The sequence below is a fragment of the Pseudomonas sp. RA_15y_Pfl2_54 genome, from assembly GCF_963971015.1.
Lineage (GTDB): Bacteria > Pseudomonadota > Gammaproteobacteria > Pseudomonadales > Pseudomonadaceae > Aquipseudomonas > Aquipseudomonas baetica_A.
Map to the genome: position 1 here is coordinate 126,815 of NZ_CAXAPN010000009.1, position 26,738 is coordinate 153,552.

Below are 26,738 nucleotides of genomic sequence, written 5' to 3' on the forward strand. Positions count from 1 at the left end.
TCAAGGCTTGCGGGCAATGATCACCTGACTTTTGGCCACCACCGCATCCAGTGCCTGCTTGATTTGTGCCCCTCGTGGCGAGTCCAGCACCGCTTGCCAGGTGTCGGCCCAGTGGTTGAGCAACGGATGATCCGGGTTACCGAAGTCGACTTTGGCCTCCCAGAACAACAACATCCACATCGACCAGTAAAAGCCGTACTGGCTGTGGCTGATGACTTCCAGCCCCGCCTCGCTGACCATCGCCTTGAATTGCGCTTCGCTGATGATGCGGATGTGATTGGGCTTCTGGAAATACTCTGCGGCGGCGATGTCTTTTTGCAGGTCTTCGGAGCTTGGGTGCGGCACGCTCAACAGGTACAGCGCGCCCGGCTTGCCGACGCGCACCAGCTCCGCAAGAAACTGCGCAGGGTCGTCGACGTGCTCGATGACTTCAGTCGACACCACGCGGGTTGCCGTAGCGTCGGCAATCGGTAGCGGGTTGCAGTCGGTGACGTGGCATTCGATGTCGCGTGCCGGGGTGTCGCTCAGGCGCTGACGGGTGGCCTCGACCTTGGCGCCGTCAATGTCGGCGATGATGATCTTCGCCCCGCGCATGCCACAGAAATGCACGTTGCCGCCGTCACCACAACCGACGTCCAACAGCGTGTCATCGGCCGTCACCGCAAAGCCCTTGAACAGCTCGCCGGTTTCCTGATTGAACCAGCCGCTGAGCATTGCATCGTGCAGGCCGAGCATGTACGGGTCGGTCTTCTCGGCGGCCGCAACAGGGGCCGGTGCAGGCGTCGACGCCGTCAGTTTCTTGAAAAGGCTCAGCATGAGGTGGCTCCAGTGGATGAGACGGCGGTTCGCGAGGTACCGAGGCGTTTGACGAACGCGGCGCCACGGTTGCGCATGGGCATTTCAATGAAACGGTAATTGAGTTCACTGAGCAGCGCGATCAGGCCGAACGCCAGCAACAGCGTGATGACCGGGTGTCCCGCGGGACTCGGCAGGCCAGCGCTCTGCAAACGGAAGATCAGCTCACGCACCAGTTGATAGGCCGGAATATGGATCAGATAGATCCCGTAGGAACGGCTGCCGACCCATGCCAGAGAGCGCTGCACGCCCCCGACAGGCATCAGGTAATCACGGTTGTACGAGGCTATCCACACCAGCAGCGCGCCGAGCACAGCGATCGAACCGATGCGGTAATTGGCAAACGTGAAGCGGTCGGTGGCCATGAAGCTCAGCAACAAACTGATTACCAGCAGCGCGCAAATTCCCGCCCAGGGCTTGCGCAGAAATGTCGGTTCCCAGCGCTGATAACTCGGCTGTGCGCTCCACATCGCCAACAAGACGCCCAAGGCCAGGGCGTCGGTACGCACCACCATCAGCAGCGGGGTGCGCAGCGTGAAAAGCTGCACGGCGACCAGCGTCAGCAATGCCCACACCAGATGTTGACGACAGAGCACAATCAGCAGCGGGAACAGCAAGTAGAACTGCTCCTCCAGCGACAGGCTCCAGTAGACGAAACTGCTGCCGTATTCGTAATGAAAGAAGCTGTCGGCAAAGCGCAAGTTGGCGTATTGCAGCACCCCAGCCAGCGTCGCTTGCAGGTTGGCGTACAGCGTACCGAACGCCCCCGAGCGATTGAGAAGAACGCACGCCAGCAGCATCAGTGCCAGCCACAGCCAGGCTGAAGGCAATAAGCGAAAGGCACGGCGCAGCCAGAAATTCCGTGTCTGTACCCAGTATTCCTGACGGGTCGTGCAGACCCGCAGCGCCGGAATCAGGCTACGGGCTATGACGAATCCGGAGATGGCAAAAAAGAGATCGACGCCCCACCACGGTTGCGCCCAGCCATGGATTTTTTCCAGCAACGGCACCGGATCAGTGAACAGGCTGCCCTGTAAGTGATGAAACAGCACCCCGAGCACGGCGATGGCGCGCAGGACCTCAATGTCCATGATCCGTTTGCTGTTCATGATTCAGGAGCTTGCGCGACGCCAGCGCAGCGCTCAAACAACTGCGCAAGAAAGACCTGCAAACGCTGCTCGGCCACCGCCTGACTGCAAAACCCTTGCAGGCTGCTGACAGCTTGCGCCGACATCTGTGCATAGCGTGCCGGATCGTTTTTCGCCACGTCATAACTGGCTTTATAGGCTTGGCACAGTGACGCCCAGTTAGTCACGTAACGCAGCGTGCGGAACGCCTTGCGCGGATCGTGAGGCCAGGCCGTGAGTTCGTCGGTGGATTCGATCAGGAACGCATTATCGGCACTCAGGTAATCGATCATCGCCGTGGTACGCGGGGCCACCGCCGGTTTGCCACACGACATGAACTCCATCAGCGGCAGGCACTGGCCTTCGCCGTAGGAGGTATTCACGACATAGCGGGTCGCCTGCACCAGTCGCTCGTAATCGGGATCGGCAAGGTAACCGTAGATCAGCACGATGCGGCAGCGATAAGACTGATTTTTGTACAGGTGATGGAGGATGTCGCTGAGTGCTTCTTTGGCATCGTGGTGGGTGAGTTTGAGCACCAGCGTGGCGTCGTCGACGTCGCGAAAACTCACGCAGAAAGCGCTGAGCATGTCTTCCCAGTTCTTTCGGCCATCGCCTGGATTGAACACCGAGGTATACACCACACCGTCGAGCACCAGCTCCTGCTCGGTAACCGGCGCGGCAAAATCAATGCCTTTGCCGCGGCGCAAAGGTTTGGGCCCGAACGCATTCAGATCAAGTACGCGGCTGTCGACCACCAGACCTTTGATCTTCAAGCGAAACGATTGCCCCTCGGGATGCCGCTGCAACGGCGTACCCCGCGCCGCGAAACGATCCCAGACTGGCGCCGGCACCGCGACGATAGGGTAAGCCGCGCCCATCGCCTCGCGCACTGCGTTGACCGTATAACTGGAGTGAGTGATCGCCGCCCCGCAGGCGTGCAGCACGGTACGCCAGTCGTTGCGCGGTTCATCGGCAAACGCTTCGTTGGGGATGGTGCTGAACTCCCAGGCAAACACCGGCAGGGTCGGACAGGCCAGTTGCACCGGCGTGCGGTGGGGCGGGGAAAACGACAGGAACACGCAAGGTTCGCCACGGCCCAGGCACTCGCGATAGAGCGCGTCGACTTCACGCGGCGGATCGGCAACCTCCACCACCCGTCCAAGCCGTTCAAGCACCGGACGGTATTCCTTGAGCACGAAGTAATAGCTGTACTCCGAACGCCCGAGATTTTGCGCGATGGTGTGCTGGTTGGTTTCCGAATGAATGATGATCAGCATGAGGCGTTATCCGTCACTGTCGCAGCATCGGCGACTGGCGCTACCGGCCCGAAAAAATCCGCCATGCGTTTTTGCACCGGGGCGAAGGCACAGTAATCGTGCATGCGTTGCACTGCAGCAGCAGACATGCGCTGATAATCCTGCGGCTGTGTCTTGGCCATCCGGTAGCTCTGTTCGTAAGCGTTTTTCAGCGATCCCCAATCAGGGCGGTAACGCAGAGTGCGGTAAATGATGCGCGTGTCCTGTGGCCAGATGGTCAGCTCTTCGCTGGACTTGACCACAAACGCTACCGCGTCATCGATGTAGTCTTCCATGGCCGTATGATCCGGTGCGATCACCGGTTTGCCGCTGGACATGAACTCCATCAATGGCAGGCACAAGCCTTCGCAGCGTGAGGCGTTGACGTAAAAACTGGCAGCCTTGTAGAGCCCGGCGTACTGCGCATCGTCCAGATAGCCGTGCATCACTACCACCCGGCAGGCGAACGGCGTGAGCTGGGCGAGCAACGTCATCAACTCGTTGTAGTAGGACGCCAGATCGTTCTGGGTGATCTTCAACACCAGTGTCGCGTCGCTCGTTTGGCGAAAGGCCCAGCAGAACGCGGTGACCAGATGATGCCAGTTCTTGCGACCATCCTTGGGGTTGAACACGCTGACGTAGACCACACCGTCGACATGGGTCTGGACCACTGATGTGGTGTCCGGCAAATCCACCGGCAGCGGTTCATCCACGGGCACCGCTTGCGGGCCGCAGACCACCGCAAAGCGCTGTTCGAGCCAGCCGTGAAGGTTGTCCGAGACCAGGTCGCGAATGCCTTCCCAATACCAGTTGTGCAGAAACTTCACCCGAGGCACCGGCTCTGCTTGCTCGCGCCCCTGGTCTAGCGCCCACAGCCGCAGGTAATGCCGGGCGATGACCAAGCGCCGCTTGAAGGTCAGCGGTGGCGGGCGGGCGGCTTCAAGCGCGGCTTGCTCCTCAGGCGTCAGTGGTTTGGGGATCAACGCATCGGCAGACAGTTCGAGTGTGCGCGTATCGAAAATGCAGCCCTTGATCGCCAGCGTTGCACCCGGATTGACTGGCACAGGGACATGCTGCTGACGAACCTGCGCGTACTGCTCCCACAGCGGTGTCGGCAACACCAACACCGGAAAGTTTTCGCCCATGGCCCGGCGAATGGCCCGGGCAGTATGGCTCGACAGGGTGATGACCCGCCCCTGACGAGCGAGCATCTGCGTCCAGTCCTGTCGCGGATCGTTGTCCCACGACTCATCGGGGATCGAATCGAACTCCCACGCGACCACGCAAATCGTCGGGCATTGCAGATCGACCGGGGTTTTCTGTGGCGGGGTGAATGACAGGAAAACGCTGTCTTCGCCGGCGGCGAGCCGTTGCCGATAAAGCGCATCGACGTCGGCAGTGGACGACACCACATGCACGCGCCCAAGGCTTTCCAGCACCGGGCGATAAGCCTTGAGCACGAAGTAGTAGCTGTATTCAGGACGCCCGAGGCTCTGGCTGATGGAGCTGTCGTTGACGTCCGAGTAGAGAATGAAATTCATGGCATCCCACGATGAAACTGCCGTCCTGGCCGCTTCATGCTATGACGACCAGGCGTTGGATCAAGTCGGCATCACCGAGACTTGTCCTTCGTCATCCAGCACGTCTTCGTTCTTGTTTTAGTGGTCGGTTTCACTCAGTTGCACACCCCTCTGGCGAACCTTGGGAGATGGCGACGAGGGGCATTCTAAACACATCCATCGCGGGTCCGGGAACCGCCCGGCGAGAATAAATCCAGCTACGCTAACGAGAACTGACCGGTCACGGTTTGGCCAGTTGAAATTGCTGCTCAATTGGCACAGATTGGTGCCAAACAACTACAACAACAGACTTCGCCTGTAGTCTTCCCGGTTTTTCCTCCGGTCTGACAGACCTTCCAACAAAGCCTGTAGGAAAGTGGCGCAAGTTCAAGACCAAGGGGTCGCTGTTTGAAAAAGCGTCTGTTCATCACGGGTCTCAGTGGATTCGTGGGACAACATATTCAGTCACGTCTGGCTTTGCCCGATTCATCGTGGGAGCTGCTGCCTGCCGCATCGCCCTACGACCTCACGAATGCGAACAGCCTTGTCGACCTGTGGCCGCAAATGCCCGATGCGGTGATTCATCTGGCCGGCCAGACCTTCGTCCCCGAAGCGTTCCGCGATCCGGCCCGCACCCTCGAAATCAATGTTTTCGGCACCCTCAACCTGCTGCAGGCGCTCAAGGCTCGTGGCTTCGCAGGCACTTTTCTGTATGTCAGTTCCGGCGACGTCTACGGCCAGGTGGGCGAAAGCGATCTGCCGATTACCGAGCAACACACCCCCTGCCCGCGCAACCCTTACGCCGTGAGCAAACTCTCGGCGGAGTTCCTCAGCCTGCAATGGGGCTTGAGCGAACACTGGCCGGTGCTGGTGGCGCGCCCGTTCAACCACATCGGCACCGGGCAGAAAGACAGCTTCGTCATCGCCAGCGCTGCACGCCAGATCAATCGCATCAAACAAGGCCTGCAAGCCCCGCAACTGGAAGTCGGCGATATCGACGTGACGCGTGATTTCCTTGATGTCGGCGACGTCGTATCGGCCTATTTCGCCCTGCTGGAAAAAGGCCAGCCGGGGCAGGTTTACAACATCTGCTCAGGGCGCGAGCAAAGCATTCGCAGCCTCATCGAACAGTTGGGCGATCTGGCCGAAGTCCAGATGCAACTGGTTCAGGACCCGGCGCGCATGCGTCGCGCCGATCAGCGCCGCGTTTGCGGCAGCCACGCAAAACTGGCCAAAACCACCGGATGGTCGCCAGTCATCACAACACAACAATCCCTGCGGGCGATCCTGTCCGACTGGGAGACGCGAGTACGACAAGAATGACAAAAAGTGCATTGATCACAGGGATCACCGGACAGGACGGCGCGTATCTGGCCAAGTTGCTGCTCGACAAGGGCTACAAGGTTTACGGCTTCGTGGCGCGCCGCAGCAGCGATTCGCGCTGGCGCTTGCGCGAGATGGGCGTCGAAGCCGACATCGTCTATCTGGACGGTGACATGGCCGATGCCTGCTCGGTGCAGCGTGCGGTTATCAAATCGGCGCCAGACGAAATCTACAACCTCGCCGCACAGAGTTTTGTCGCGGCCTCCTGGGATCAACCGGTGACCACCGGCATTGTCGATGGCCTCGGCGTCACGCATCTGCTCGAAGCGATCCGCCAGTTCAGCCCGCACACCCGCTTCTATCAGGCATCGACCAGCGAAATGTTCGGGCTGATCCAGGCTGAACAGCAGGACGAGAACACGCCGTTCTACCCGCGCAGTCCTTACGGCGTGGCCAAACTGTATGGCCACTGGATCACCGTCAACTACCGCGAAAGTTTCAATCTGCACGCCAGCAGCGGCATCCTCTTCAACCACGAATCACCGCTGCGCGGCATCGAGTTTGTTACCCGCAAGGTCACTGACGCTGCCGCCCGCATCAAGCAGGGCAAACAGCAGGCGCTGGCGCTGGGCAACATCGACGCCAAACGCGACTGGGGGTTTGCCGGCGACTACGTCGAGGCCATGTGGCTGATGCTGCAACAGGACAAGCCTGACGATTTCGTGGTCGCCACCGGTGTCACCACCACGGTGCGTGAAATGTGCCGCATCGCCTTCGATCACGTTGGCCTCAACTACCGCGATTACGTGAAGATCGACCCGGCGTTTTTCCGCCCGGCCGAAGTCGAAGTGCTGCTCGGCAACCCGGCCAAGGCTCAGCGCGTGCTGGGCTGGAAGCCGAAAACCGATCTGGACACCCTGATCCGCATGATGATGGATACGGACATGAAACGCGTCGCCAAGGAGTAGGCCATGCTGATCCCCGTGATTCTGTCCGGCGGTGCCGGTACCCGTTTGTGGCCGGTGTCCCGCGAGGGCCATCCCAAGCCGTTCATGACCCTGCCCGACGGCCAGTCGCTGCTGGGCAAGACCTATCAGCGTGCAGCGGCGTTGCTGGACGGCTGGGGTGACATCGTCACGGTGACCAACCGCGAGTACTACTTCCAGAGCAAAGACCACTATGGCGCCGCCCACGTGTCGCGCCATCGCGGGCACTTTCTGCTGGAGCCGACCGGACGCAACACGGCCCCGGCCATCGCAGCCGCCGCCCTGTCGCTGCAAGCGTTGCATGGCGACGAGGCGATCATGGTGGTAATGCCGGCCGACCATTTGATCGTCAATCAGGACGCGCTCAAGACGGCCGTCGAGCACGCGGTGAATCTGGCGAAGGACGGTTACCTGGTGACCTTCGGCGTGCTGCCGACCGCACCGGAAACCGGCTTCGGCTATATCGAAACCGGTGCGCCACTGGACGCCAAAGGCGCGGCCAAAGTGCAGCGCTTCGTGGAAAAACCCGACCTGCAAACCGCTACGCATTACCTGGAGAGCGGCAACTTCCTGTGGAACTCCGGCATGTTCTGCTTCACCACCGCTGCGGTGATCGCCGAGCTGCAACTGCACGCGCCGCAACTGCTGGAGCAGACCCGCGCCTGCATGGCCGCCAGCGTCCCGGTGGAGACCGTCGGCTGCCTGCAACAGGAACTGTCGCCTGCGCTGTTCGCTGAAATCACCGACATCTCCATCGACTACGCGTTGATGGAGCGCTCGGAAAAAGTCGTGGTCGTGCCTGCCGGTTTCGACTGGAGCGACATCGGTTCGTGGGGCGCCGTCGCGGCGCTGGTCCCGGCCGATGCCGACAACAACCGCGCCAGCGGCGAAGCAATCTTCATCGACAGCCACAACAACTTCGTCCAGAGCGAGGGCCGACTGGTCGCCGCCGTGGGGGTGGATAACCTTATTGTGGTCGACACCGCCGATGCCGTGCTGATCGCCCACGCCGACCGTGCACAGGATGTGCGGCGCGTCGCCAAGCAGCTCAAGGACAAATCCCACGAAGCCTATCGCCTGCACCGTACGGTCAGCCGTCCGTGGGGCACCTACACCGTCCTTGAGGAAGGCCCGCGCTTCAAGATCAAACGCATCGTGGTCAAACCCGGCGGCAAGCTGTCCCTGCAAATGCACCATCACCGCAACGAGCACTGGGTGGTGGTCGAAGGCATGGCCAAGGTCACCAATAATGGCTCCGGCACGACGCTGGTGGCCAAGAACGAATCGACGTTCATTGCCGCCGGCCACCGCCATCGCCTGGAAAATCCCGGGGTGATCGACCTGGTGATCATCGAAGTGCAAAGCGGCGAATACCTGGGAGAGGACGACATCGTTCGCTTCGAAGACCACTACGGCAGGACGGTTTGAATGCTGTTTTCCCTGTACCGCTCGCTGCACAGCTACCGCGGATTCATCCTCGGTAGCGTCAAGCGAGAGTTTCAAGCGCGCTATCGCAATTCGCTGTTCGGTGCGTTGTGGCCGATCTTCAACCCGTTGTCGATGATCGTCGTCTACACCGTGATCTTTTCCCACATCATGCGCGCGCGACTGCCGGGTGTGGACGACAGCATGGCCTACAGCGTCTACCTCTGCGCCGGGCTGCTGGCGTGGGGACTGTTTTCGGAAATCACCCTGCGCAGCCAGACCATGTTTCTGGACAACGCCAACCTGCTGAAGAAAATCAGCTTCCCGCGGATCTGCCTGCCAGTGATCGTGCTGATCAATGCCGGGATCAACTTCGCGATCATCATCGGTCTGTTTCTGGGCTTTCTGCTGGTCTCCGGGCGCTGGCCGGGCATGGCCTTGCTGGCGCTGTTGCCGCTGATCCTCCTGCAAATGATGTTCTGTGCCGGCCTGGGAATGGTGCTTGGCGTACTCAACGTGTTCTTTCGTGATGTCGGCCAGCTCTTCGCGATCTGCCTGCAATTCTGGTTCTGGCTCACACCGATCGTGTACCCGATGAGCATCCTTCCGGAATGGGTTCAGCATCTGTTGCAGCTCAACCCGCTGACCAACCTGATTGCCAGCTATCAGAATCTGTTCCTTTACGGGCAGTGGCCGGTCTGGAGTTCGCTGCTGCCGATTTTCGTCGCGGGCGCGTTGTTGTGTGTCATCGGCCTGCGGCTGTTTCGCCAGCGCGTCGGCGAAATGGTGGATGAACTCTGATGGGGCATATCCGTGTGACCGGCCTGAGCAAGGCCTACAAGCAATACCCCAACCGCTGGGCGCGCCTGGCCGAGTGGCTGATTCCGTTCTCGCCTCTGCGCCATCATCAGCACTGGGTGCTGCGAGATGTCGAATTCGAGATCGCACCCGGCGAAGCGGTGGGCATTGTCGGCGCCAACGGTGCCGGCAAAAGTACCTTGTTGAAGATGATCACCGGCACCACGCAACCCACCGGTGGCAAGATCGAAATCGAAGGCCGGGTGGCGGCATTGCTGGAACTGGGCATGGGCTTTCACGCCGACTTTACCGGTCGCCAGAACGCGATCATGGCGGGGCAGTTGCTGGGCATGCAGCTTGAAGAAATCGAAGCGCTGATGCCTGAAATCGAGTACTTCGCCGAGATTGGCGAGGCCATCGACCACCCGGTGCGTACCTACTCCAGCGGCATGCAGATGCGCCTGGCGTTCAGCGTCGCCACCGCCCGCCGACCGGACATCCTGATCGTCGACGAAGCGCTGTCAGTGGGTGACGCCTACTTCCAGCACAAGAGCTTCGAGCGCATTCGCAGCTTTCGCAAGGCCGGCACCACCCTGTTGATCGTGTCTCACGATCGCTCAGCCATTCAATCGATCTGCGACTCGGCGATCCTGCTCAAGGATGGCCGCATGGCCATGTACGACAAACCGGAAGTGGTGCTCGATTATTACAACGCGTTGATGGCCGAACGCGAAGGCCAGGTCGTGCGTCAGGAAATGCTCGCCGGCGGCGAAGTGCAGACCGTGTCAGGTACCGGTGAAGCGGCCATTCTTGGCGTGCGCTTACTGGATGAACAGGATCACAGCATCGACGCCGCCGAAGTCGGTCAACCGGTGGTGCTGGAAGTCCAGGTTGAGGTGCGCAAGGACATTGAGCGGTTGGTGCTGGGCTTCATCCTCAAGGATCGTCTGGGCCAGATGATGTACGGCATCAACACCCATCGCCAGGACAAGGCACTGACCGATCTGCGTGCCGGCGAACGCTTCACCTACCGCTTTGCGTTCATCATGGGCCTGGGCAAGGGCAACTATTCGGTGTCGCTGAGCCTGTCGCGTCTGGACTCTCATCTGGATCGCAACTTCGAATGGCGGGACTACGGCCTGGTATTTCACGTCATCAACAATCGTCAGGAAGATTTCGTCGGCTGTTCGTGGCTCAACGCCCAAACCACGATTACCCGTCATACCGAAGCCAGACTTGCCGAGCGCGCGCCATGACCCGCTTGCTGGTGGAATGCACCCATGTGTTCAAACACCCGAAGGTCAACTCGGGCATCCAGCGGGTGGTGCGCAACGTCATCAAGCAATTGCCTTCGAGTGCCGAGGGCGTCGAATGCGTGCCAGTCATTGTGCTGCGCGGCCAACTCTATCGCGTACAGCACCTGGCACCTCTGGACACCCCGCTGTTCAACGCCTTGGCCAGTTTCGGCGAACGCCTGGAACGCATGGCCCATCGGTTCGGGCAATGGCATCAACGACTCGACGCCCAATGCACAGCAAAACTGGCGCGACGCTCACTGTATGTCTCGTATCGCTTGACGGCCTTCGGTGTATTTGGCCTGCCGTTACGTTTTATCGGGGCGATCAATCGGACCCAACTGCCAAAACGCTGTTCACCCTTGCAGCATCAGACCGGCGACCAACTGGTGCTACTGGATTCGTCCTGGCATTCGGATTTTTTCATGGCTGTAGAACGGCTCAAATGCGAGGGCGTCGGGATCATTGCGGTGATCTACGACCTGATCCCCCTGACCCATCCGCAGTTCTACGACACGCGGCTGGTGCGGGTTTTCAGTGAGTGGTTCGACTGGATCACCCGAACCGCCGACGGCTACATGGCAATTTCCGCCACCGTGCGCGATCAAGTGCGCGAAGAACTACAGCGCCGGATCGGTGCAGAACGCACCGACAAACACTGGTTCGATTACTTCCACCTCGGTTCCGAACTGGATCTGCACAGCGCCAAGGCCACCGTGGCCGCGTCCCTGCAACGGCTGTTCGCCAATCCTGAGCCGGTGTTTTTGATGGTCAGCACCATCGAACCGCGCAAGAACCACGAATACCTGCTCGACGCCTTCGACCGCGCCTGGGCCACCGGCTCGACCGCGCGGCTGTGCATTGCCGGGCGCATTGGCTGGAAGTGCGACGCCCTGCTCGCCCGGGTGCGCAATCATCCCGAGTTGAACCGGCGACTGTTCATGTTCAACGACCTGAACGACACCAGCCTGGAACACGCTTACGCCCACGCCAGTGCATTGGTGTTCCCCTCGTTCGTTGAAGGCTTCGGCCTGCCACTGGTGGAAGCCATGCAGCGCGGCTTGCCGGCGATGGGCAGTGACATTGCGGTGTTCCGCGAAATAGGCGGCGAGTTCATGGCGTACTTCGATCTGCAGGAGCCGCAAAGCCTCGCCGACCTGATCAACACCTTCCAGCGCAGCGGACAGTTCCCCGCCGCCCGCGACGTGGCCGATTGGCAATGGATCGGCTGGCGCGAAGCCAGCGCGCAACTGGCTGAACGCAGCGTGCGCAATGTGCAGCAGGCGCCAGCGGCGCAAGCGAGGCAACATGCGCATTGCCCTTAACGCACGGATTCTCCAGGCGCCGCGCACCGGTATCGGCCATTACGTCGCCGAACTGGTCAACGCTTTGCGCAACGAACCCGATGTTGAAGTGACGTTGTTTCACGGCTGGGGCTGGAGTTCAGCGCTGCCGGAAGCGGCCATGCCCGGCTATTCGCGGTTGACGCCACTGCTGCGGCAGATTCCCGGGGCTTATCAGGCGCGCCGCTGGCTGGAACAAAAACGCTTCGATCAGGGCCGCACCCAAGGCATCGACCTGTATCACGAGCCGAGCCTGTGGCCCCTGGCCTTCGACGGTCCGACCGTGATCACGCTACACGACCTGACGCACCTGAATTTTCCCGACACTCAGCCGCCCGCGCGACTCAAGGAAATCGAACGGCGACTGGCGGCTGGCGTACAGCAAGCGCGGCTGATTCTGACCGACTCGCAGGCCATTGCCGACGAAGCCCAGGAACATTTCGGGCTGCCGGCCGAGCGTTTTATCGTGGCGCCGCTGGGTGTCTGCGAGCGTTTCCATCCGCGTGAGGCGCACACCCTCGACGCCGTGCTCAAGGCCCATGCGGTCGAGGTGCGTGAATACTTCCTGTGTGTCGGCACTCTGGAGCCGCGCAAAAACCTGAGCCTGGCTCTGCGCGCCCATGCCCTGCTGCCGAACGCCGTGCGTGAACGTTTTCCGCTGCTGATCGTCGGCATGGCCGGCTGGCAGCGTGAACAGTTCAGCGACGAACTGCGTCAGGCACTGGCCAGCGGGCATGTGTGCCTGCTCGGTTATCTGCCCGATGAACAAGTCGCGCAATTGTTGGCCGGCGCCCGGGCGCTGATTTTTCCGTCGCGGTACGAAGGCTTCGGCCTTCCTGTGCTGGAAGCGATGGCCAGCGGCACGCCGGTGGTGGTCACCCGCGCTTCGGCGATGCCGGAAGTGGCGGGCGCTGCCGGCAACTATATTGAAGCTGACGATGCAGACGGCTTGCGTGACGTGATGAGCCGACTGATCGACGATCAAGCACATTGGCAGGCATGCCGAGAAGCCGGATTACAGCAGTCACGGCTTTTTTCCTGGGAACGTTGTGCACAGGCTACGGCCGGTGCCTACCGCCAGGCCATGGGAGGTTGAATGCGAGTTCTTCATTTTTTCAAGACGTACCTGCCTGATTCGGTCGGCGGCATCGAGCAAGTGATCTTCCAACTGTGCGAAAGTGGTGCCCAACACGGTGTCGACGGCCAGGTGCTGACGCTCAGCGCCGACCCGAATCCGCCGGTGGTGCAACTGGGTCAGCACGAAGTGCACCGCGCCAAACTCGACATCCAGTTCGCCTCAACCGGGTTTTCCTGGAGCGTGTTCAAGCAGTTTCGCGAAATGGCCGCCGAGGCGGACGTGGTCAATTACCACTTCCCGTGGCCGTTCATGGACCTGGTGCATTTCGCCAGCGCCATCAAGAAACCCAGCGTGGTCACCTACCACTCGGACATCATTCGTCAAAAACACCTGCTCAAACTCTACCGGCCACTGATGAACCGCTTCCTCGCCAGTGCCGACCGTATTGTCGCGGCCTCGCCCAATTACCTGCACACCAGCGATGTCCTGCAGCAGTTTCAGGACAAGACCCGGGTGATTCCCTACGGCTTGAACAAAGCAGGTTATCCACAGGCGGACAGTGAGCGGATGAACCACTGGCGGCAAAAGCTTGGGGATAAGTTTTTCCTGTTCGTCGGGGTGATGCGCTATTACAAAGGCCTGCACATCCTGCTCGACGCCATGAAAGATGTGGACTATCCGGTGGTCATCGTCGGCGCCGGGCCGCTGGAGCAGGCACTGCACGCCCAGGCAGCAGCGCTGGGGCTGCGTAACATTCATTTCCTCGGACGCCTTGGGGATGAGGACAAGGTCGCACTGCTGCAATTGAGCTACACGATTGTCTTCCCGTCGCACCTGCGCTCCGAAGCGTTCGGCATCTCGCTGCTGGAAGGCGCGATGTACGGCAAACCGATGATCTCCAGCGAGATCGGCACCGGCACCAGCTACATCAATATCCACAACGAGACGGGACTGGTGGTGCCGCCAAGTCATCCACAGGCATTTCGCGAGGCGATGCGCACCCTGTGGGAAAACCCGCTGCGCGCTGCAGAGATGGGAGTGAAGGCGCAGGCCCGTTACCGGCAGTTATTCACAGCCGATGAAATGGGCCGCAAGTGGACAGCGCTTTATCAGGAACTGCTGGAAGAAAAATCGCTGTCCTACGCCTGACTTTCGCTTGAAACATGTCTCCTCGGTGGCGAATGGAGGATCGGGTTTAAAGATCCAGCACCAGCGGTTGCTCGCTCTGCGCCGGCACCGCACAGCAAATCAGCACCTGTCCCTCTTCCGGGATATCGGCGGGGGGCTGTGGATAATTCACCGCACCGCTGACCAACCGGGTCTTGCAGGTACCGCACGAACCACCACGGCAACTGAATTCCGGACGCAATCCGCGACTTTCCGCCAGCTCCAGCAAACTGCCACCGTCCGGTTGCCAACGGGCCTCCTTGGCCGAGCGTTCGAACACCACGGGCACGGAGGTGGTAGCGGCCGGGGGCTGCTCAATCGTGATGGCGTCCGCATCGGCACGCCGCTTCAGGGTCGAAGGGCCGAAAGTCTCGGCGTGGATCTGTGCATCGCGCACGTCCAGTTCGCGCAAGCTGTCGTACAGACCTTGGGTGAAAGCGCCGGGGCCACACAGAACAAAGTCGATCTGATCGTAATCCTCGACCGCCAGCAGATTCCTCAGCACCGCGTCATCGATGCGCCCGTGCAGGTCAAAATCTTCACCTTCGTGTGCATCTTCTTCCGGCTGACTGAGCAAACGCAGAACCCGCACCGCATCGCCCGCACTGTCCAACAAACGGTCCAGTTCCTTGCGAAACGGTTGATCGGCCAGGCTGCGCGAACTCTGCAGCAACCACGTCGGACGAATCCTGCGCGTGCGCAAACCTTGATAAACCACTTCGCGCAGCATCGACAGCAGCGGCGTAATGCCGACCCCGGCCGCCAACAGCACCAGCGGCCGGCGTTCCAGCGGCGCCACGGTGAAATGCCCTTGCGGCGCTCGCGCCTCCAACACGTCACCCACCTGGATCTGCTCATGCAAATGGCTCGACACGCGGCCTTCGCGCTTCACACTGATCCGGTAAAAACCATCCGACGGCGCACTCGACAGGCTGTAAGTGCGGATGTGCACCTCGCCATCGAGAGTAAAACGCAGCGGTAGATGCTGACCCGCGAGAAACACCGGCAAACCGGCGCCATCGTCCGGCTCCAGGTAAATGGAGCGGATGTTGCGACTTTCTGCCTCGATCTTCGCCACCCGCAGCGGCCGCCAGCGGTTACCCAACGCCTGTGCCTGCAAACGGGCATCGGCCTCGGCCCAGTTGCCGGTCAGCAGACTGGTGGGCGACATGCCATCGAAGCGCCAGCGCAAGGCCAGCGCTGCCGGGCGCCGCACCAGTTTTTCCACATCAAATGTCCACAGCCGTTCGGCCCCCTGGAAAGCCTCGATCTGTGGCCCATCGAGGACGATTTCCGTACGGCCGCTCAGGTGCAGCAAATCGCCTGTGGAAAAGTCGATGAACAGCAAGCCAGCCTTGGGGTTGAGCAGCAGATTGCCGAGGGTGTTGAAGTGCAGGTTGCCGGCAAAATCCGGGATGGTCAGGCGATTGCCTTCTACGCGTACGAAACCGGCCTGACCGCCACGGTGGGAAACGTCCACTGATCGCTGGCCATCGACATCGACGTAACTGGCGATAAAGAACGTGTCGGCGCTGGCGATCAACGCGGCGCCCGCGTCGTCCAGCGCATCCAGATGCCGCGCCGGCCGCGACGCGGGATCAGTCAGCGGCACCCGCTGAAACTGGCGCAACTGAATGTACTGCGGGCAGTTGCCGAAGGCCTGATCCACCGTCACGTCGAAACCGCTCGCCTCAAGATTAGTGACATGACCATTGAGCCGGTTGCGCCGACGGGTGTGCAACTCGATGCCGAGCAAACCGACCGGCTCTCCATGACGAATCGGCGCCGGATCATCATCGGCGGGCAGGCTGGCAAATTGCAGGCGCTGCGGATCGGGCGAATGGGCGAACCCCGGCGCACCTTCCAGCACGCTGGCCCAAGGACGCCCCTCGGCATCCACTGCGCCGTACAACATGAACGGCAATTGCTGATAGAACTCACGGTGCTGGTCCGGCATCCAGGTACGAATGACCTTACGCCCGAATGCTTCCATGCGCTCGGCCACCCCCACATGCTCTTGCAGTTGCCGCTCGCCCGCGTGCCAAGGTGAACGTTCCATCACGACCTCTCCTCTGCCCCTGCGGCGCAGTGTGGATGATGAGCATCAGACTGCGGTTTGCAGACCGGCGACGGTGCGCGGCATACCGACAAAACCGGGCAGTGCTTCGACCCGAGCCAGCCAGGCGCGCACGTTGCCATAGTCATCCAGCGACACGTTGCCTTCCGGCGCGTGGGCAATGTAGCTGTAGGCCGACACGTCGGCGATGGTCGGCTCGCTGCCCGCCAGATACGGTGTGTTGCCCAGTTCGACTTCCATCACCTTGAGCAGGTTGTGCGCACGGGTAATCACTTCTTCAGCATTGAGTTTCGCCCCGAACACCGTGATCAACCGTGCTGCCGCCGGGCCAAAGGCGATTGGCCCGGCGGCTGCCGACAACCAGCGCTGCACCCGTGCGGCGCCCAGCGGATCGCTTGGCAGCCAGCGGCCATTGCCATATTTCTGCGCCAGATACACCAGAATCGCGTTGGAATCAGCCAACACCACGCCATTGTCATCAATGGCCGGTACCTGACCGAAACTGTTGATCGCCAGATACGCCGGCTGTTTGTGCTCGCCTTTGGCCAGATCGACGAAGATCAGTTCGGTCGGCAGTTGCAACAGCGATAGCATCAGCTCAACCCGGTGGGCGTGGCCGGAACGAGGGAAGTTGTAGAGTTTGATCGGTTGCATGGTCGACTCCGCTGGATGATCGCACCGCCCAAGGGTGGCAGCGCTGATGGAGGCCATCTTCTACCTATCCTTGAAGCAACAGAATCACCAGCATTTGCAATCGATTATTTCTTCTCATGCAATAAAGCGGCATTTTTCAGCCCCGGATGCTCACGCAGAGCATTTACCGTGAAATCAACAAAACTGCGCACCCGCGCCGGCGCCTTGCGCCCGCCCTGATACACCACATGAATCGGCAGCGGCGGCAGTTCGAAGTCAGCGAGGACGATTTCCAGTTCGCCGGCCGCGACCTTGTTCGCCACTTGATAGGAAAGCACCCGGGTCAGCCCCAGTCCCAGACACGCGGCCGTGATCGCAGCCTGATTGGCGGTGACTACCAGACGCGGCTCCGGGCGCACGATCAATGGTTCGCCCTGTTCGAGAAACGGCCAGGTGCGTATCTGGCCGGTGGCCGAAGTCGCCACCACGGGCAAACCGGCCAACGCCTGAGGATGCGTGGGGCGGCCGTGATCGGCCAGGTATTGCGGCGAACCGCAAACCACCCGCCGAACCTCGCCCACGCGAATCGCATGCTGATTGCTGTCCGCCAGTTCACCGATGCGCACCGCGACATCGATACCCTCCTCAACCATGCTCACCACCCGATCGAGCAACAGGGCATTGATCGAAACGTCCGGATACTGCGCCAGATAACCGGCCATCACCGGCGTGACAAACAACTCGCCAAACAACACCGGCGCCGTCACCGTCAATTGCCCACGGGGCTGGGCGTGACTGCCGGCAGCCGAATCCTCGGCTTCCTGCACCTCGGCGAGAATTCTGCGACAGTCCTCCAGATAACGTTGCCCCGCCTCGCTCAAATGCACGCTGCGCGTGGTTCGAATCAGCAATTGCGTACCGATGCGCTGCTCCAGTGCGGCCACAGCACGGGTGACGCTGGCGGCGGACAGGCCCAGATGCCGTGCGGCGGCGGCAAAGCCCTGCTCCTTGGCGACGGCGGCAAAGACTTGCATTTCCTGGAAGCGATCCATGGATACCCTCGAATCAGATACAAAAATCGCAGCCGAAGCTGCGATTTTTTTGGGTCGAACTCAGCTGTGGATAACTTATTCCACCGTTACCGACTTCGCCAGGTTACGCGGCTGATCCACGTCCGTGCCCTTGAGCACAGCAACGTAGTACGACAGCAGTTGTAGCGGAATGGTGTAGAGGATTGGCGACAGGATGTCGTGGATGTGCGGCATCTGCACGACGTGGGTGCCTTCGCCGTTGGTCATCCCGGCTTTTTCGTCGGCGAACACGACCAGTTCGCCACCACGCGCACGCACTTCCTGCAGGTTGGACTTAAGCTTCTCCAGCAGTTCGTTGTTCGGCGCTACGGTGACCACCGGCATGTCGTTATCCACAAGCGCGAGCGGGCCGTGCTTCAGCTCTCCGGCTGGATAGGCTTCGGCGTGGATGTAGGAGATCTCCTTGAGTTTCAAGGCGCCTTCCATCGCGACCGGGAATTGCGCACCGCGACCGAGGAACAAGGTATGGTTCTTCTCGGCGAACAGTTCGGCGACTTTCTCGACCGTGCTGTCCATCGCCAGGGCTTCGCCCAGGCGGGTTGGCAGGCGACGCAGTTCTTCCACCAGCGTGGCTTCAATGCCTTTGGCCAGCGTGCCGCGCACTTGGCCCAGCGAAAGGGTCAGCAGCAACAGACCGACCAATTGCGTGGTGAAGGCTTTGGTCGAGGCGACACCGATTTCGCGCCCGGCCTGGGTCAGCAGGGTCAGGTCGGATTCGCGTACCAGCGAACTGATGCCGACGTTGCAGATCGCCAGGCTGGCGAGAAAGCCCAGCTCTTTGGCGTTGCGCAGCGCGGCCAGGGTGTCGGCGGTTTCGCCGGACTGCGAGATCGTGACAAACAAGGTATCTGGCTGCACCACCACTTTGCGGTAGCGGAACTCGCTGGCGACTTCGACCTGGCAAGGGATACCAGCCAGTTCTTCGAGCCAGTAACGCGCAACCATACCAGCGTGATAACTGGTGCCGCAGGCCACGATCTGCACATTGCGTACTTTGGCGAACAGTTCGGCCGCTTGCGGGCCGAATGCCTGTACCAGCACTTGATCATTGCTCAGACGACCTTCGAGGGTGCGCTGAACAACGGTCGGCTGCTCGTGGATTTCCTTGAGCATGTAGTGACGGAACTCACCCTTGTCCGCTGCTTCGGCACCGTCGCTGTACTGCACGGTCTGGCGCTCGACGGCGTTGCCCTGAACATCCCAGATCTGCACGTTATCACGACGAATTTCGGCGATATCGCCCTCTTCCAGGTACATGAAGCGGTCTGTGACCTGGCGCAACGCCAGTTGATCGGAAGCGAGGAAGTTCTCGCCCAGCCCCAGGCCGATCACCAGTGGACTGCCACTGCGGGCGGCGACCAGACAATCCGGTTGCTTGGCATTGATCACTGCCAGACCGTAAGCACCGTGCAGTTCTTTAACAGTGGCTTTGAGGGCGGCGGTCAGGTCAGGTTGCTCCTTGAGCTTTTCGCTGAGCAGGTGGGCAATGACTTCAGTGTCGGTATCCGAAGTAAACACGTAACCCAGCGCTTTGAGTTGTTCACGCAGAGCTTCGTGGTTTTCGATGATGCCGTTGTGCACCACCGCGATGTCACCGGAGAAATGCGGGTGGGCGTTGCGTTCACACGGTGCGCCGTGGGTTGCCCAACGGGTGTGGGCAATTCCGAGACGGCCGATCAGTGGATGCTCAGCCAACGCGGTTTCGAGTTCGCTGACTTTGCCCGGGCGACGCATGCGCTCCAGGGTTTCGTCGTTGGTGTAGACCGCTACACCTGCGCTGTCATAGCCACGGTATTCGAGGCGCTTGAGGCCTTCGAGCAGGATGGCGGTGATATTACGTTCAGCCACTGCGCCGACAATTCCACACATGCTTATTTCTCCTGACTGACAGCCGCGCAAATCAAAGTGATGCCGCGGGCCTGAATCTGATCGCGGGCCTCATGGGGCAGGCGATCATCGGTAATGAGGGTATGGACGCTGCTCCATGGCAGCTCCAGGTTGGGAATCTTTCGGCCGATCTTGTCGGCCTCGACCATCACGATCACTTCGCGCGCGACTTCAGCCATCACCCGGCTCAAACCCAGCAGCTCATTGAACGTGGTGGTGCCGCGCACCAGGTCGATGCCGTCGGCACCAATGAACAACTGATCGAAGTCGTAAGAGCGTAGTACCTGCTCGGCCACCTGGCCCTGAAAGGATTCCGAATGCGGATCCCAGGTGCCGCCGGTCATCAGCAGCACGGGCTCGTGTTCGAGTTCACTCAAAGCACTGGCGACGTGCAGCGAGTTGGTCATCACCACCAGACCCGGCTGTTGGCCGAGTTCGGGAATCATAGCGGCGGTGGTGCTGCCACTGTCGATGATGATGCGTGCGTGTTCACGGATTCGTTTTACCGCTGCACGCGCAATCGCCTGCTTGTATCTGGAAACGCTCTGAGCAGTTTCCGCGACCAGTTCCTGGGGCATGGTGATCGCCCCGCCGTAGCGACGCAGCAACAGACCGTGACTTTCCAGCGCGGCGAGATCCTTGCGAATCGTAACTTCGGAAGTTTCGAAGCGCTTGGCCAGTTCATCCACACTCACTTCGCCCTGCTCGTTGAGCAAGGCCAGTATGTTGTGGCGGCGTTGGGGTGTGTTGCGTTTCGACATGGTGATTTAATGTTTCGTTTCGAAAGATAACGGAACCAATCAAAACCTATTGCCGAAAGGTCGTCAAGCGGCGGGCCGACTTTTTTGAGAGCGCCACAAACCAAAATGGGAGCGGGCTTGCTCGCGAACGCGGCGTATCAGTCACTGATTGTGTGCCTGATGCACCACGTTCGCGAGCAAGCCCGCTCCCATATGGAACAACATTGTGGATAACTCAGCTCTTCTTGATCTTCTCCGGCCGTTTCCAGCCATCGATGTTCTTTTGCCGCGCACGGCCAACAGCCAACTGCGCGTTATCCACATTTTGAGTAATGGTCGAACCGGCCGCTGTGGTTGCACCGCTGGAGATATCCACAGGTGCGACCAATGAGTTGTTCGAACCAATGAACACATCTTCGCCCAACACGGTTTTCCACTTGTTGGCGCCATCGTAGTTACAGGTAATCGTGCCGGCACCTATGTTGGTGCGAGCACCGATTTCGGCGTCGCCCAGGTAGGTCAGATGTCCAGCCTTGGCGCCCTCACCCATACGGGCGTTTTTCAGTTCAACGAAGTTACCCACATGGGCACGGGCCTCCAGCACAGTGCCTGGACGCAGGCGAGCAAACGGGCCGGCATCGCTGCCTTCACCGAGAACCGCGCCTTCGATGTGGCTGTTGGCTTTGACGATCACGCCTTTGCGCAGCGTACTGTCCTTGATCACGCAATTCGGGCCAATCATCACGTCATCTTCAATAACGACGTTGCCTTCGAGAATCACGTTGATATCGATCAGTACGTCGCGACCGACGGTCACCTCGCCGCGCACATCAAAACGTGCCGGGTCACGCAGGGTAACGCCCTGCGCCATCAGGCGGCGACCGGCGCGCAACTGGTAATGACGCTCCAGTTCGGACAGTTGCTTGCGGTCGTTGGCGCCCTGCACTTCCATCGGATCGTGCGGCTGTTCCGTGGCCACCACCAGACCGTCGTTGACCGCCATTTCGATCACGTCCGTCAGGTAATACTCGCCCTGCGCGTTGTTGTTCGACAGGCGGCTCATCCAGTCGGCCAGACGATTGGCTGGCACGGCGAGAATGCCGGTGTTGCCTTCGGTGATTGCACGTTGGGCTTGACTGGCATCTTTGTGCTCGACGATGGCGGCGACTTTGCCATCGGCGTCGCGCACGATGCGGCCATAGCCCGTCGGATCGTCCAACTCGACGGTCAGCAAACCCATCTGGCCTGGAACGACGTGCTTGAGCAGGCGTTGCAAGGTCTCGACTTCAATCAGTGGCACATCACCGTAAAGAATCAGCACGGTGTCGGCAGTAATGAAAGGCACTGCCTGGGCGGTCGCATGGCCGGTGCCCAGTTGCTTGTCCTGCAGCACGAAATTCAGATCATCAGCGGCCAGACGTTCACGTACCACATCGGCACCGTGGCCAATGACTACATGGATACGTTGTGGATCAAGTTGCCGGGCACTGTGGATAACATGGCCCAACATGGAATTGCCGGCAATCGGGTGCAAGACCTTCGGCAACGCCGAACGCATACGAGTGCCTTGACCGGCCGCGAGGATAACAATTTCGAGAGACATGACTGGCTACCAATCCTGGGTGGTCAGCAACTGCGACCGGGTTGTAAAAATCGGAAAAGAAAAAAGGGTAGCCGAGGCTACCCTTTTTTATCAATCGCACAACAAGTGACTGACGGATTAACCGCCAAACTTCTTGCGGATCTGCTGGACGGTGCGCAGCTGAGCTGCAGCCTCGGCCAGACGTGTAGCAGCGGCGCCGTAGTCGAACTCCGCGCCACGTTCATGCAACGCCTTCTCGGCAGCCTGGACGGCTTGCTGAGCGGAGGCTTCATCCAGGTCGGCAGCACGTTGCACAGTGTCGGCAAGCACCTTGACCATGTTCGGCTGAACCTCGAGGAAACCACCGGAGATGTAAAACACCTCGGCTTCCCCGCCTTGCTTGATCAGGCGGATTGGACCCGGCTTGAGATTAGTGATCAGCGGCGCGTGACCCAGAGCGATACCAAGATCACCCAGTGCACCGTGCGCAATCACCATCTCGACCAGGCCGGAAAAGATTTCCCCTTCCGCGCTGACGATATCGCAATGGACTGTCATAGCCATCTGATTGCCTCAACCTAAATTAGCGCCCGTTGCCGGGCGCCGGGATTACAGTTTCTTGGCTTTCTCGATCGCTTCTTCGATGCCGCCAACCATGTAGAACGCTTGTTCTGGCAGGTGGTCGTAGTCACCGTTGAGGATGCCTTTGAAGCCAGCAATGGTGTCTTTCAGGGAAACGTATTTACCCGAAGCACCGGTGAAGACTTCAGCCACGAAGAACGGCTGCGACAAGAAGCGCTGGATCTTACGAGCACGGTTAACCAACTGTTTGTCGGCTTCCGAAAGCTCGTCCATACCCAGGATCGCGATGATGTCTTTCAGCTCTTTGTAACGTTGCAGAACGTACTGAACGCCGCGAGCGGTGTCGTAGTGATCCTGACCGATTACGTTCGGGTCCAGCTGGCGCGAAGTCGAATCCAGTGGATCTACCGCCGGGTAGATACCCAGGGATGCGATGTCACGGGACAGAACGACGGTGGCGTCCAAGTGGGCGAAGGTGGTCGCAGGCGACGGGTCGGTCAAGTCATCCGCAGGTACGTATACCGCTTGGATCGAAGTGATCGAACCTTCCTTGGTCGAAGTGATACGTTCTTGCAGAACGCCCATCTCTTCAGCCAGGGTCGGCTGGTAACCTACTGCCGAAGGCATACGGCCCAGCAGTGCGGATACTTCAGTACCGGCCAGGGTGTAACGATAGATGTTGTCGACGAACAGCAGAACGTCGTTACCTTCGTCACGGAACTTCTCGGCCATGGTCAGGCCAGTCAGTGCTACGCGCAGACGGTTACCCGGCGGCTCGTTCATCTGACCGTAAACCAGTGCCACTTTGTCCAGAACGTTGGAGTCCTTCATCTCGTGGTAGAAGTCGTTACCCTCACGAGTACGCTCACCCACACCGGCGAACACGGAATAACCGCTGTGCTCGATGGCGATGTTACGGATCAGTTCCATCATGTTTACGGTTTTGCCTACACCGGCACCACCGAACAGACCGACTTTACCGCCTTTGGCAAACGGGCAAACCAGGTCGATAACCTTGATGCCGGTTTCCAGCAGGTCGTTGCCGCCTGCCTGTTCAGCGAACGAAGGCGCTGGACGGTGAATGCCCCAACGTTCTTCGGTGTCGATCGGGCCAGCTTCGTCGATCGGGTTACCGAGCACGTCCATGATCCGGCCCAGGGTCGCTTTACCGACCGGTACGGAGATGGCTGCGCCAGAGTCGGTAACTTCCAGACCGCGCTTCAAGCCCTCGGTGGAACCCATCGCAATGGTACGAACCACGCCGTCGCCCAGCTGCTGCTGAACTTCCAGAGTGGTTCCGGCCGCGCTTTGAACTGTCAGCGCGTTGTAGATGCTCGGTACGCTGTCGCGTGGAAATTCCACGTCGATAACGGCGCCGATGATTTGAACGATACGTCCGCTACTCATAGCTGGATCCTCTGAATATTTGAACCGTTAAACCGCGGCAGCGCCGCCGACGATTTCCGAGATCTCTTGGGTGATCGCAGCCTGACGCGCCTTGTTGTAGATCAGCTGCAAATCGCTGATCAAATCACCGGCGTTGTCGGTAGCGTTCTTCATCGCGATCATCCGCGCAGCTTGTTCAGCCGCGTTGTTCTCGACCACCGCCTGGTAGACCTGCGACTCAACGTAGCGGACCATCAAGCCATCAAGCAGCTCTTTGGCATCCGGTTCGTAGAGATAGTCCCAGTGGTGCTTGAGATCCTGATCCGGGGTGGCCACCAGTGGAATCAACTGCTCCACGGTAGGCTGTTGCGTCATGGTGTTGATGAACTTGTTGGACACCACGGACAGGCGGTCAATACGGCCGTCCAGGTAGGCATCCAGCATCACCTTGACGCTGCCGATCAGATCATTGATCGACGGCTCTTCACCCAGGTGGCTGATAGCTGCAACGACGTTACCGCCGAAGTTGCGGAAAAAGGCCGCACCCTTGCTACCAACAACACACAGATCAATCTCGACGCCGTTTTCGCGGTTTACCGCCATGTCCTTGACCAGGGCCTTGAACAGGTTGGTGTTCAAGCCACCGCACAAACCACGGTCACTGCTCACGACGACATAACCGACACGCTTGATTTCGCGGTCGATCATGAACGGGTGGCGGTATTCCGGGTTGGCGTTGGCCAGATGCCCAATTACCTGGCGGATACGCTCCGCATAAGGACGGCTAGCAGCCATGCGCATTTGTGCCTTGCGCATTTTGCTGACCGCCACTTTTTCCATGGCGCTGGTAATCTTTTGCGTGCTTTTGATGCTCGCAATCTTACTGCGAATCTCTTTTGCGCCTGCCATGTAACACCTATCAGGTTAGCAAGCGGGAGCCTCGCGGCTCCCGCTGCGGCTTACCAGGTTTGGGTGGCCTTGAACTTCTCGATACCGGCTTTCATGCCAGCGTCGATTTCGTCATTGAAGTCACCTTTAACGTTGATCTTGGCCATCAAATCGGCGTGATCGCGGTTGAAGAAAGCAATCAGCGCTTGTTCGAAGCTGCCGATCTTGGCGATTTCAATGTCAGTCAGGAACCCACGCTCAGCGGCATACAGCGACAGCGCCATGTCAGCGATCGACATTGGTGCGTATTGCTTCTGCTTCATCAGCTCGGTAACGCGCTGACCATGCTCAAGTTGCTTACGGGTCGCTTCGTCCAGGTCAGAAGCGAACTGGGCGAATGCCGCCAGTTCACGGTACTGAGCCAGAGCGGTACGGATACCACCGGACAGCTTCTTGATGATCTTGGTCTGAGCAGCACCACCCACACGGGATACCGAAACACCGGCGTTCACTGCAGGGCGGATGCCCGAATTGAACATGGCCGATTCCAGGAAGATCTGACCGTCGGTGATGGAAATCACGTTGGTCGGAACGAACGCGGAAACGTCGCCAGCCTGGGTTTCGATGATCGGCAGTGCGGTCAGGGAACCGGTTTTTCCGGTCACTGCTCCGTTGGTGAACTTCTCTACGTATTCTTCCGAAACGCGGGATGCGCGCTCCAGCAGGCGGGAGTGGAGATAGAACACGTCGCCTGGGTAAGCTTCACGGCCTGGTGGACGGCGCAGCAGCAGGGAAATCTGGCGGTAAGCCACTGCCTGCTTGGACAGATCGTCATAAACGATCAGCGCGTCTTCACCGCGGTCGCGGAAGAATTCACCCATGGTGCAACCGGAGTACGGTGCCAGGAATTGCAGCGCAGGAGATTCCGAAGCACTGGCAGCCACGATGATCGTGTTGGCCAGGGCGCCGTTTTCTTCCAGCTTGCGAACCACATTGGCGATGGTCGATTGTTTCTGACCGATAGCAACGTAGACGCAGAAAATGCCGCTGTCTTTCTGGTTGATGATCGCGTCGATCGCCAGAGCGGTTTTACCGATCTGACGGTCACCGATGATCAGCTCACGCTGGCCACGGCCGACAGGGATCATGGCATCGACAGCCTTGTAGCCAGTCTGTACAGGCTGGTCTACCGACTTACGCCAGATCACGCCCGGAGCAACTTTCTCGACCGCGTCGGTCTCGGTGTTGCCCAGTGGACCTTTGCCGTCAACAGGGTTACCCAGTGCGTCGACTACGCGACCCAGCAGTTCCTTACCAACCGGAACTTCGAGGATGCGGCCTGTGCACTTGGCGCTCATGCCTTCAGCCAGAGACTGGTAAGCACCCAAAACAACGGCACCTACGGAGTCTTGCTCCAGGTTGAGGGCCATACCGTAGACGCCGCCCGGAAACTCGATCATCTCGCCGTACATGACGTCGGCCAGACCGTGAATCCGCACGATGCCGTCAGATACGCTGACGACAGTGCCTTCGTTACGGGCTTGGGAGGTCACATCGAGCTTGTCGATGCGGCCCTTGATAATTTCACTTATTTCGGAAGGATTGAGTTGCTGCATTG

22 protein-coding genes are annotated in these 26,738 nt (G+C 59.8%); 8 read left to right on the forward strand and 14 right to left on the reverse strand.

The features are described from left to right. Genes AACY50_RS09210 through AACY50_RS09225 form a run of 4 tightly spaced genes read right to left on the reverse strand, consistent with a single transcriptional unit; the run spans position 1 to position 4,821 of the window. Positions 1–816 (reverse strand): class I SAM-dependent methyltransferase, encoded by an 816-nt coding sequence (locus tag AACY50_RS09210; protein WP_339431452.1) that lies wholly within the window; start codon positions 814–816, stop codon positions 1–3. Then, positions 810–1,964, reverse strand: a complete 1,155-nt coding sequence (locus AACY50_RS09215) for an acyltransferase family protein (RefSeq protein WP_339538476.1) — start codon at positions 1,962–1,964, stop codon at positions 810–812. Before AACY50_RS09215 ends, AACY50_RS09210 begins: the two co-directional genes overlap by 7 nt. Next, a complete protein-coding gene (locus tag AACY50_RS09220; RefSeq protein WP_339431450.1) occupies positions 1,961–3,262 on the reverse strand; it encodes a glycosyltransferase in 1,302 nt (433 codons plus the stop codon). Before AACY50_RS09220 ends, AACY50_RS09215 begins: the two co-directional genes overlap by 4 nt. Then, positions 3,256–4,821, reverse strand: a complete 1,566-nt coding sequence (locus AACY50_RS09225; RefSeq protein ID WP_339494131.1) for a glycosyltransferase — start codon at positions 4,819–4,821, stop codon at positions 3,256–3,258. Before AACY50_RS09225 ends, AACY50_RS09220 begins: the two co-directional genes overlap by 7 nt. Before the next feature lie 426 nt (positions 4,822–5,247). Here AACY50_RS09225 and AACY50_RS09230 point away from each other — a divergent pair, with 426 nt between their 5' ends. Genes AACY50_RS09230 through AACY50_RS09265 form a run of 8 tightly spaced genes read left to right on the forward strand, consistent with a single transcriptional unit; the run spans position 5,248 to position 14,236 of the window. Beyond that, on the forward strand, positions 5,248–6,162 hold the full coding sequence (locus AACY50_RS09230; protein WP_339431448.1) for a GDP-mannose 4,6-dehydratase: 915 nt from the start codon (positions 5,248–5,250) through the stop codon (positions 6,160–6,162). Further along, positions 6,159–7,130: a GDP-mannose 4,6-dehydratase gene (gmd, locus tag AACY50_RS09235; RefSeq protein WP_339538477.1), complete on the forward strand. Its 972-nt coding sequence runs from the start codon at positions 6,159–6,161 to the stop codon at positions 7,128–7,130. The genes AACY50_RS09230 and gmd overlap by 4 nt, the downstream gene beginning before the upstream one ends. Before the next feature lie 3 nt (positions 7,131–7,133). Beyond that, a complete protein-coding gene (locus AACY50_RS09240) occupies positions 7,134–8,576 on the forward strand; it encodes a mannose-1-phosphate guanylyltransferase/mannose-6-phosphate isomerase (RefSeq protein WP_339431446.1) in 1,443 nt (480 codons plus the stop codon). Continuing rightward, positions 8,577–9,374 (forward strand): ABC transporter permease, encoded by a 798-nt coding sequence (locus AACY50_RS09245; protein WP_339538478.1) that lies wholly within the window; start codon positions 8,577–8,579, stop codon positions 9,372–9,374. After that, on the forward strand, positions 9,374–10,627 hold the full coding sequence (locus AACY50_RS09250; RefSeq protein WP_339538479.1) for an ABC transporter ATP-binding protein: 1,254 nt from the start codon (positions 9,374–9,376) through the stop codon (positions 10,625–10,627). The genes AACY50_RS09245 and AACY50_RS09250 overlap by 1 nt, the downstream gene beginning before the upstream one ends. Further along, positions 10,624–11,991 carry a glycosyltransferase family 4 protein gene (locus AACY50_RS09255; RefSeq protein WP_339538480.1) on the forward strand — a complete coding sequence of 456 codons (1,368 nt, stop codon included), beginning with the start codon at positions 10,624–10,626 and terminating at the stop codon, positions 11,989–11,991. Before AACY50_RS09250 ends, AACY50_RS09255 begins: the two co-directional genes overlap by 4 nt. Next, positions 11,975–13,105: a glycosyltransferase family 4 protein gene (locus AACY50_RS09260; protein WP_339465121.1), complete on the forward strand. Its 1,131-nt coding sequence runs from the start codon at positions 11,975–11,977 to the stop codon at positions 13,103–13,105. The genes AACY50_RS09255 and AACY50_RS09260 overlap by 17 nt, the downstream gene beginning before the upstream one ends. Next, on the forward strand, positions 13,106–14,236 hold the full coding sequence (locus AACY50_RS09265) for a glycosyltransferase family 4 protein (RefSeq protein ID WP_339431441.1): 1,131 nt from the start codon (positions 13,106–13,108) through the stop codon (positions 14,234–14,236). A gap of 46 nt (positions 14,237–14,282) precedes the next feature. Here AACY50_RS09265 and AACY50_RS09270 read toward each other — a convergent pair whose 3' ends face one another. The 10 genes from AACY50_RS09270 to atpA form a co-directional block, all read right to left on the reverse strand. Then, positions 14,283–16,313, reverse strand: a complete 2,031-nt coding sequence (locus AACY50_RS09270; RefSeq protein ID WP_339431440.1) for a pyridoxamine 5'-phosphate oxidase family protein — start codon at positions 16,311–16,313, stop codon at positions 14,283–14,285. Between the two features lie 45 nt (positions 16,314–16,358). Then, positions 16,359–16,985, reverse strand: coding sequence for a glutathione S-transferase family protein (locus tag AACY50_RS09275; RefSeq protein WP_339494122.1), 627 nt, complete (start codon positions 16,983–16,985; stop codon positions 16,359–16,361). A gap of 104 nt (positions 16,986–17,089) precedes the next feature. Continuing rightward, positions 17,090–18,016, reverse strand: a complete 927-nt coding sequence (locus AACY50_RS09280; protein WP_339431438.1) for a LysR family transcriptional regulator — start codon at positions 18,014–18,016, stop codon at positions 17,090–17,092. Positions 18,017–18,091: 75 nt separating this feature from the next. Next, positions 18,092–19,924, reverse strand: a complete 1,833-nt coding sequence (glmS, locus tag AACY50_RS09285; protein ID WP_339538481.1) for a glutamine--fructose-6-phosphate transaminase (isomerizing) — start codon at positions 19,922–19,924, stop codon at positions 18,092–18,094. Positions 19,925–19,926: 2 nt separating this feature from the next. Next, positions 19,927–20,703 (reverse strand): DeoR/GlpR family DNA-binding transcription regulator, encoded by a 777-nt coding sequence (locus AACY50_RS09290; protein WP_339431436.1) that lies wholly within the window; start codon positions 20,701–20,703, stop codon positions 19,927–19,929. A gap of 214 nt (positions 20,704–20,917) precedes the next feature. Further along, entirely contained in the window at positions 20,918–22,285 is a 1,368-nt protein-coding gene (gene glmU, locus AACY50_RS09295; RefSeq protein WP_339431435.1) for a bifunctional UDP-N-acetylglucosamine diphosphorylase/glucosamine-1-phosphate N-acetyltransferase GlmU, read from the reverse strand. A 117-nt stretch (positions 22,286–22,402) separates the two neighbouring features. Next, positions 22,403–22,828 carry a F0F1 ATP synthase subunit epsilon gene (locus AACY50_RS09300; RefSeq protein ID WP_339431434.1) on the reverse strand — a complete coding sequence of 142 codons (426 nt, stop codon included), beginning with the start codon at positions 22,826–22,828 and terminating at the stop codon, positions 22,403–22,405. Between the two features lie 45 nt (positions 22,829–22,873). Then, the gene (gene atpD, locus AACY50_RS09305) at positions 22,874–24,253 is read right to left on the reverse strand and encodes a F0F1 ATP synthase subunit beta (RefSeq protein WP_339431433.1); all 1,380 of its coding nucleotides are present in this window, start codon (positions 24,251–24,253) and stop codon (positions 22,874–22,876) included. A 27-nt stretch (positions 24,254–24,280) separates the two neighbouring features. Next, positions 24,281–25,141, reverse strand: coding sequence for a F0F1 ATP synthase subunit gamma (atpG, locus tag AACY50_RS09310; RefSeq protein WP_007911960.1), 861 nt, complete (start codon positions 25,139–25,141; stop codon positions 24,281–24,283). 50 nt (positions 25,142–25,191) lie between these two features. Beyond that, positions 25,192–26,736: a F0F1 ATP synthase subunit alpha gene (gene atpA / locus AACY50_RS09315; RefSeq protein ID WP_016984064.1), complete on the reverse strand. Its 1,545-nt coding sequence runs from the start codon at positions 26,734–26,736 to the stop codon at positions 25,192–25,194. Between the last annotated feature and the right edge of the window lie 2 nt (positions 26,737–26,738).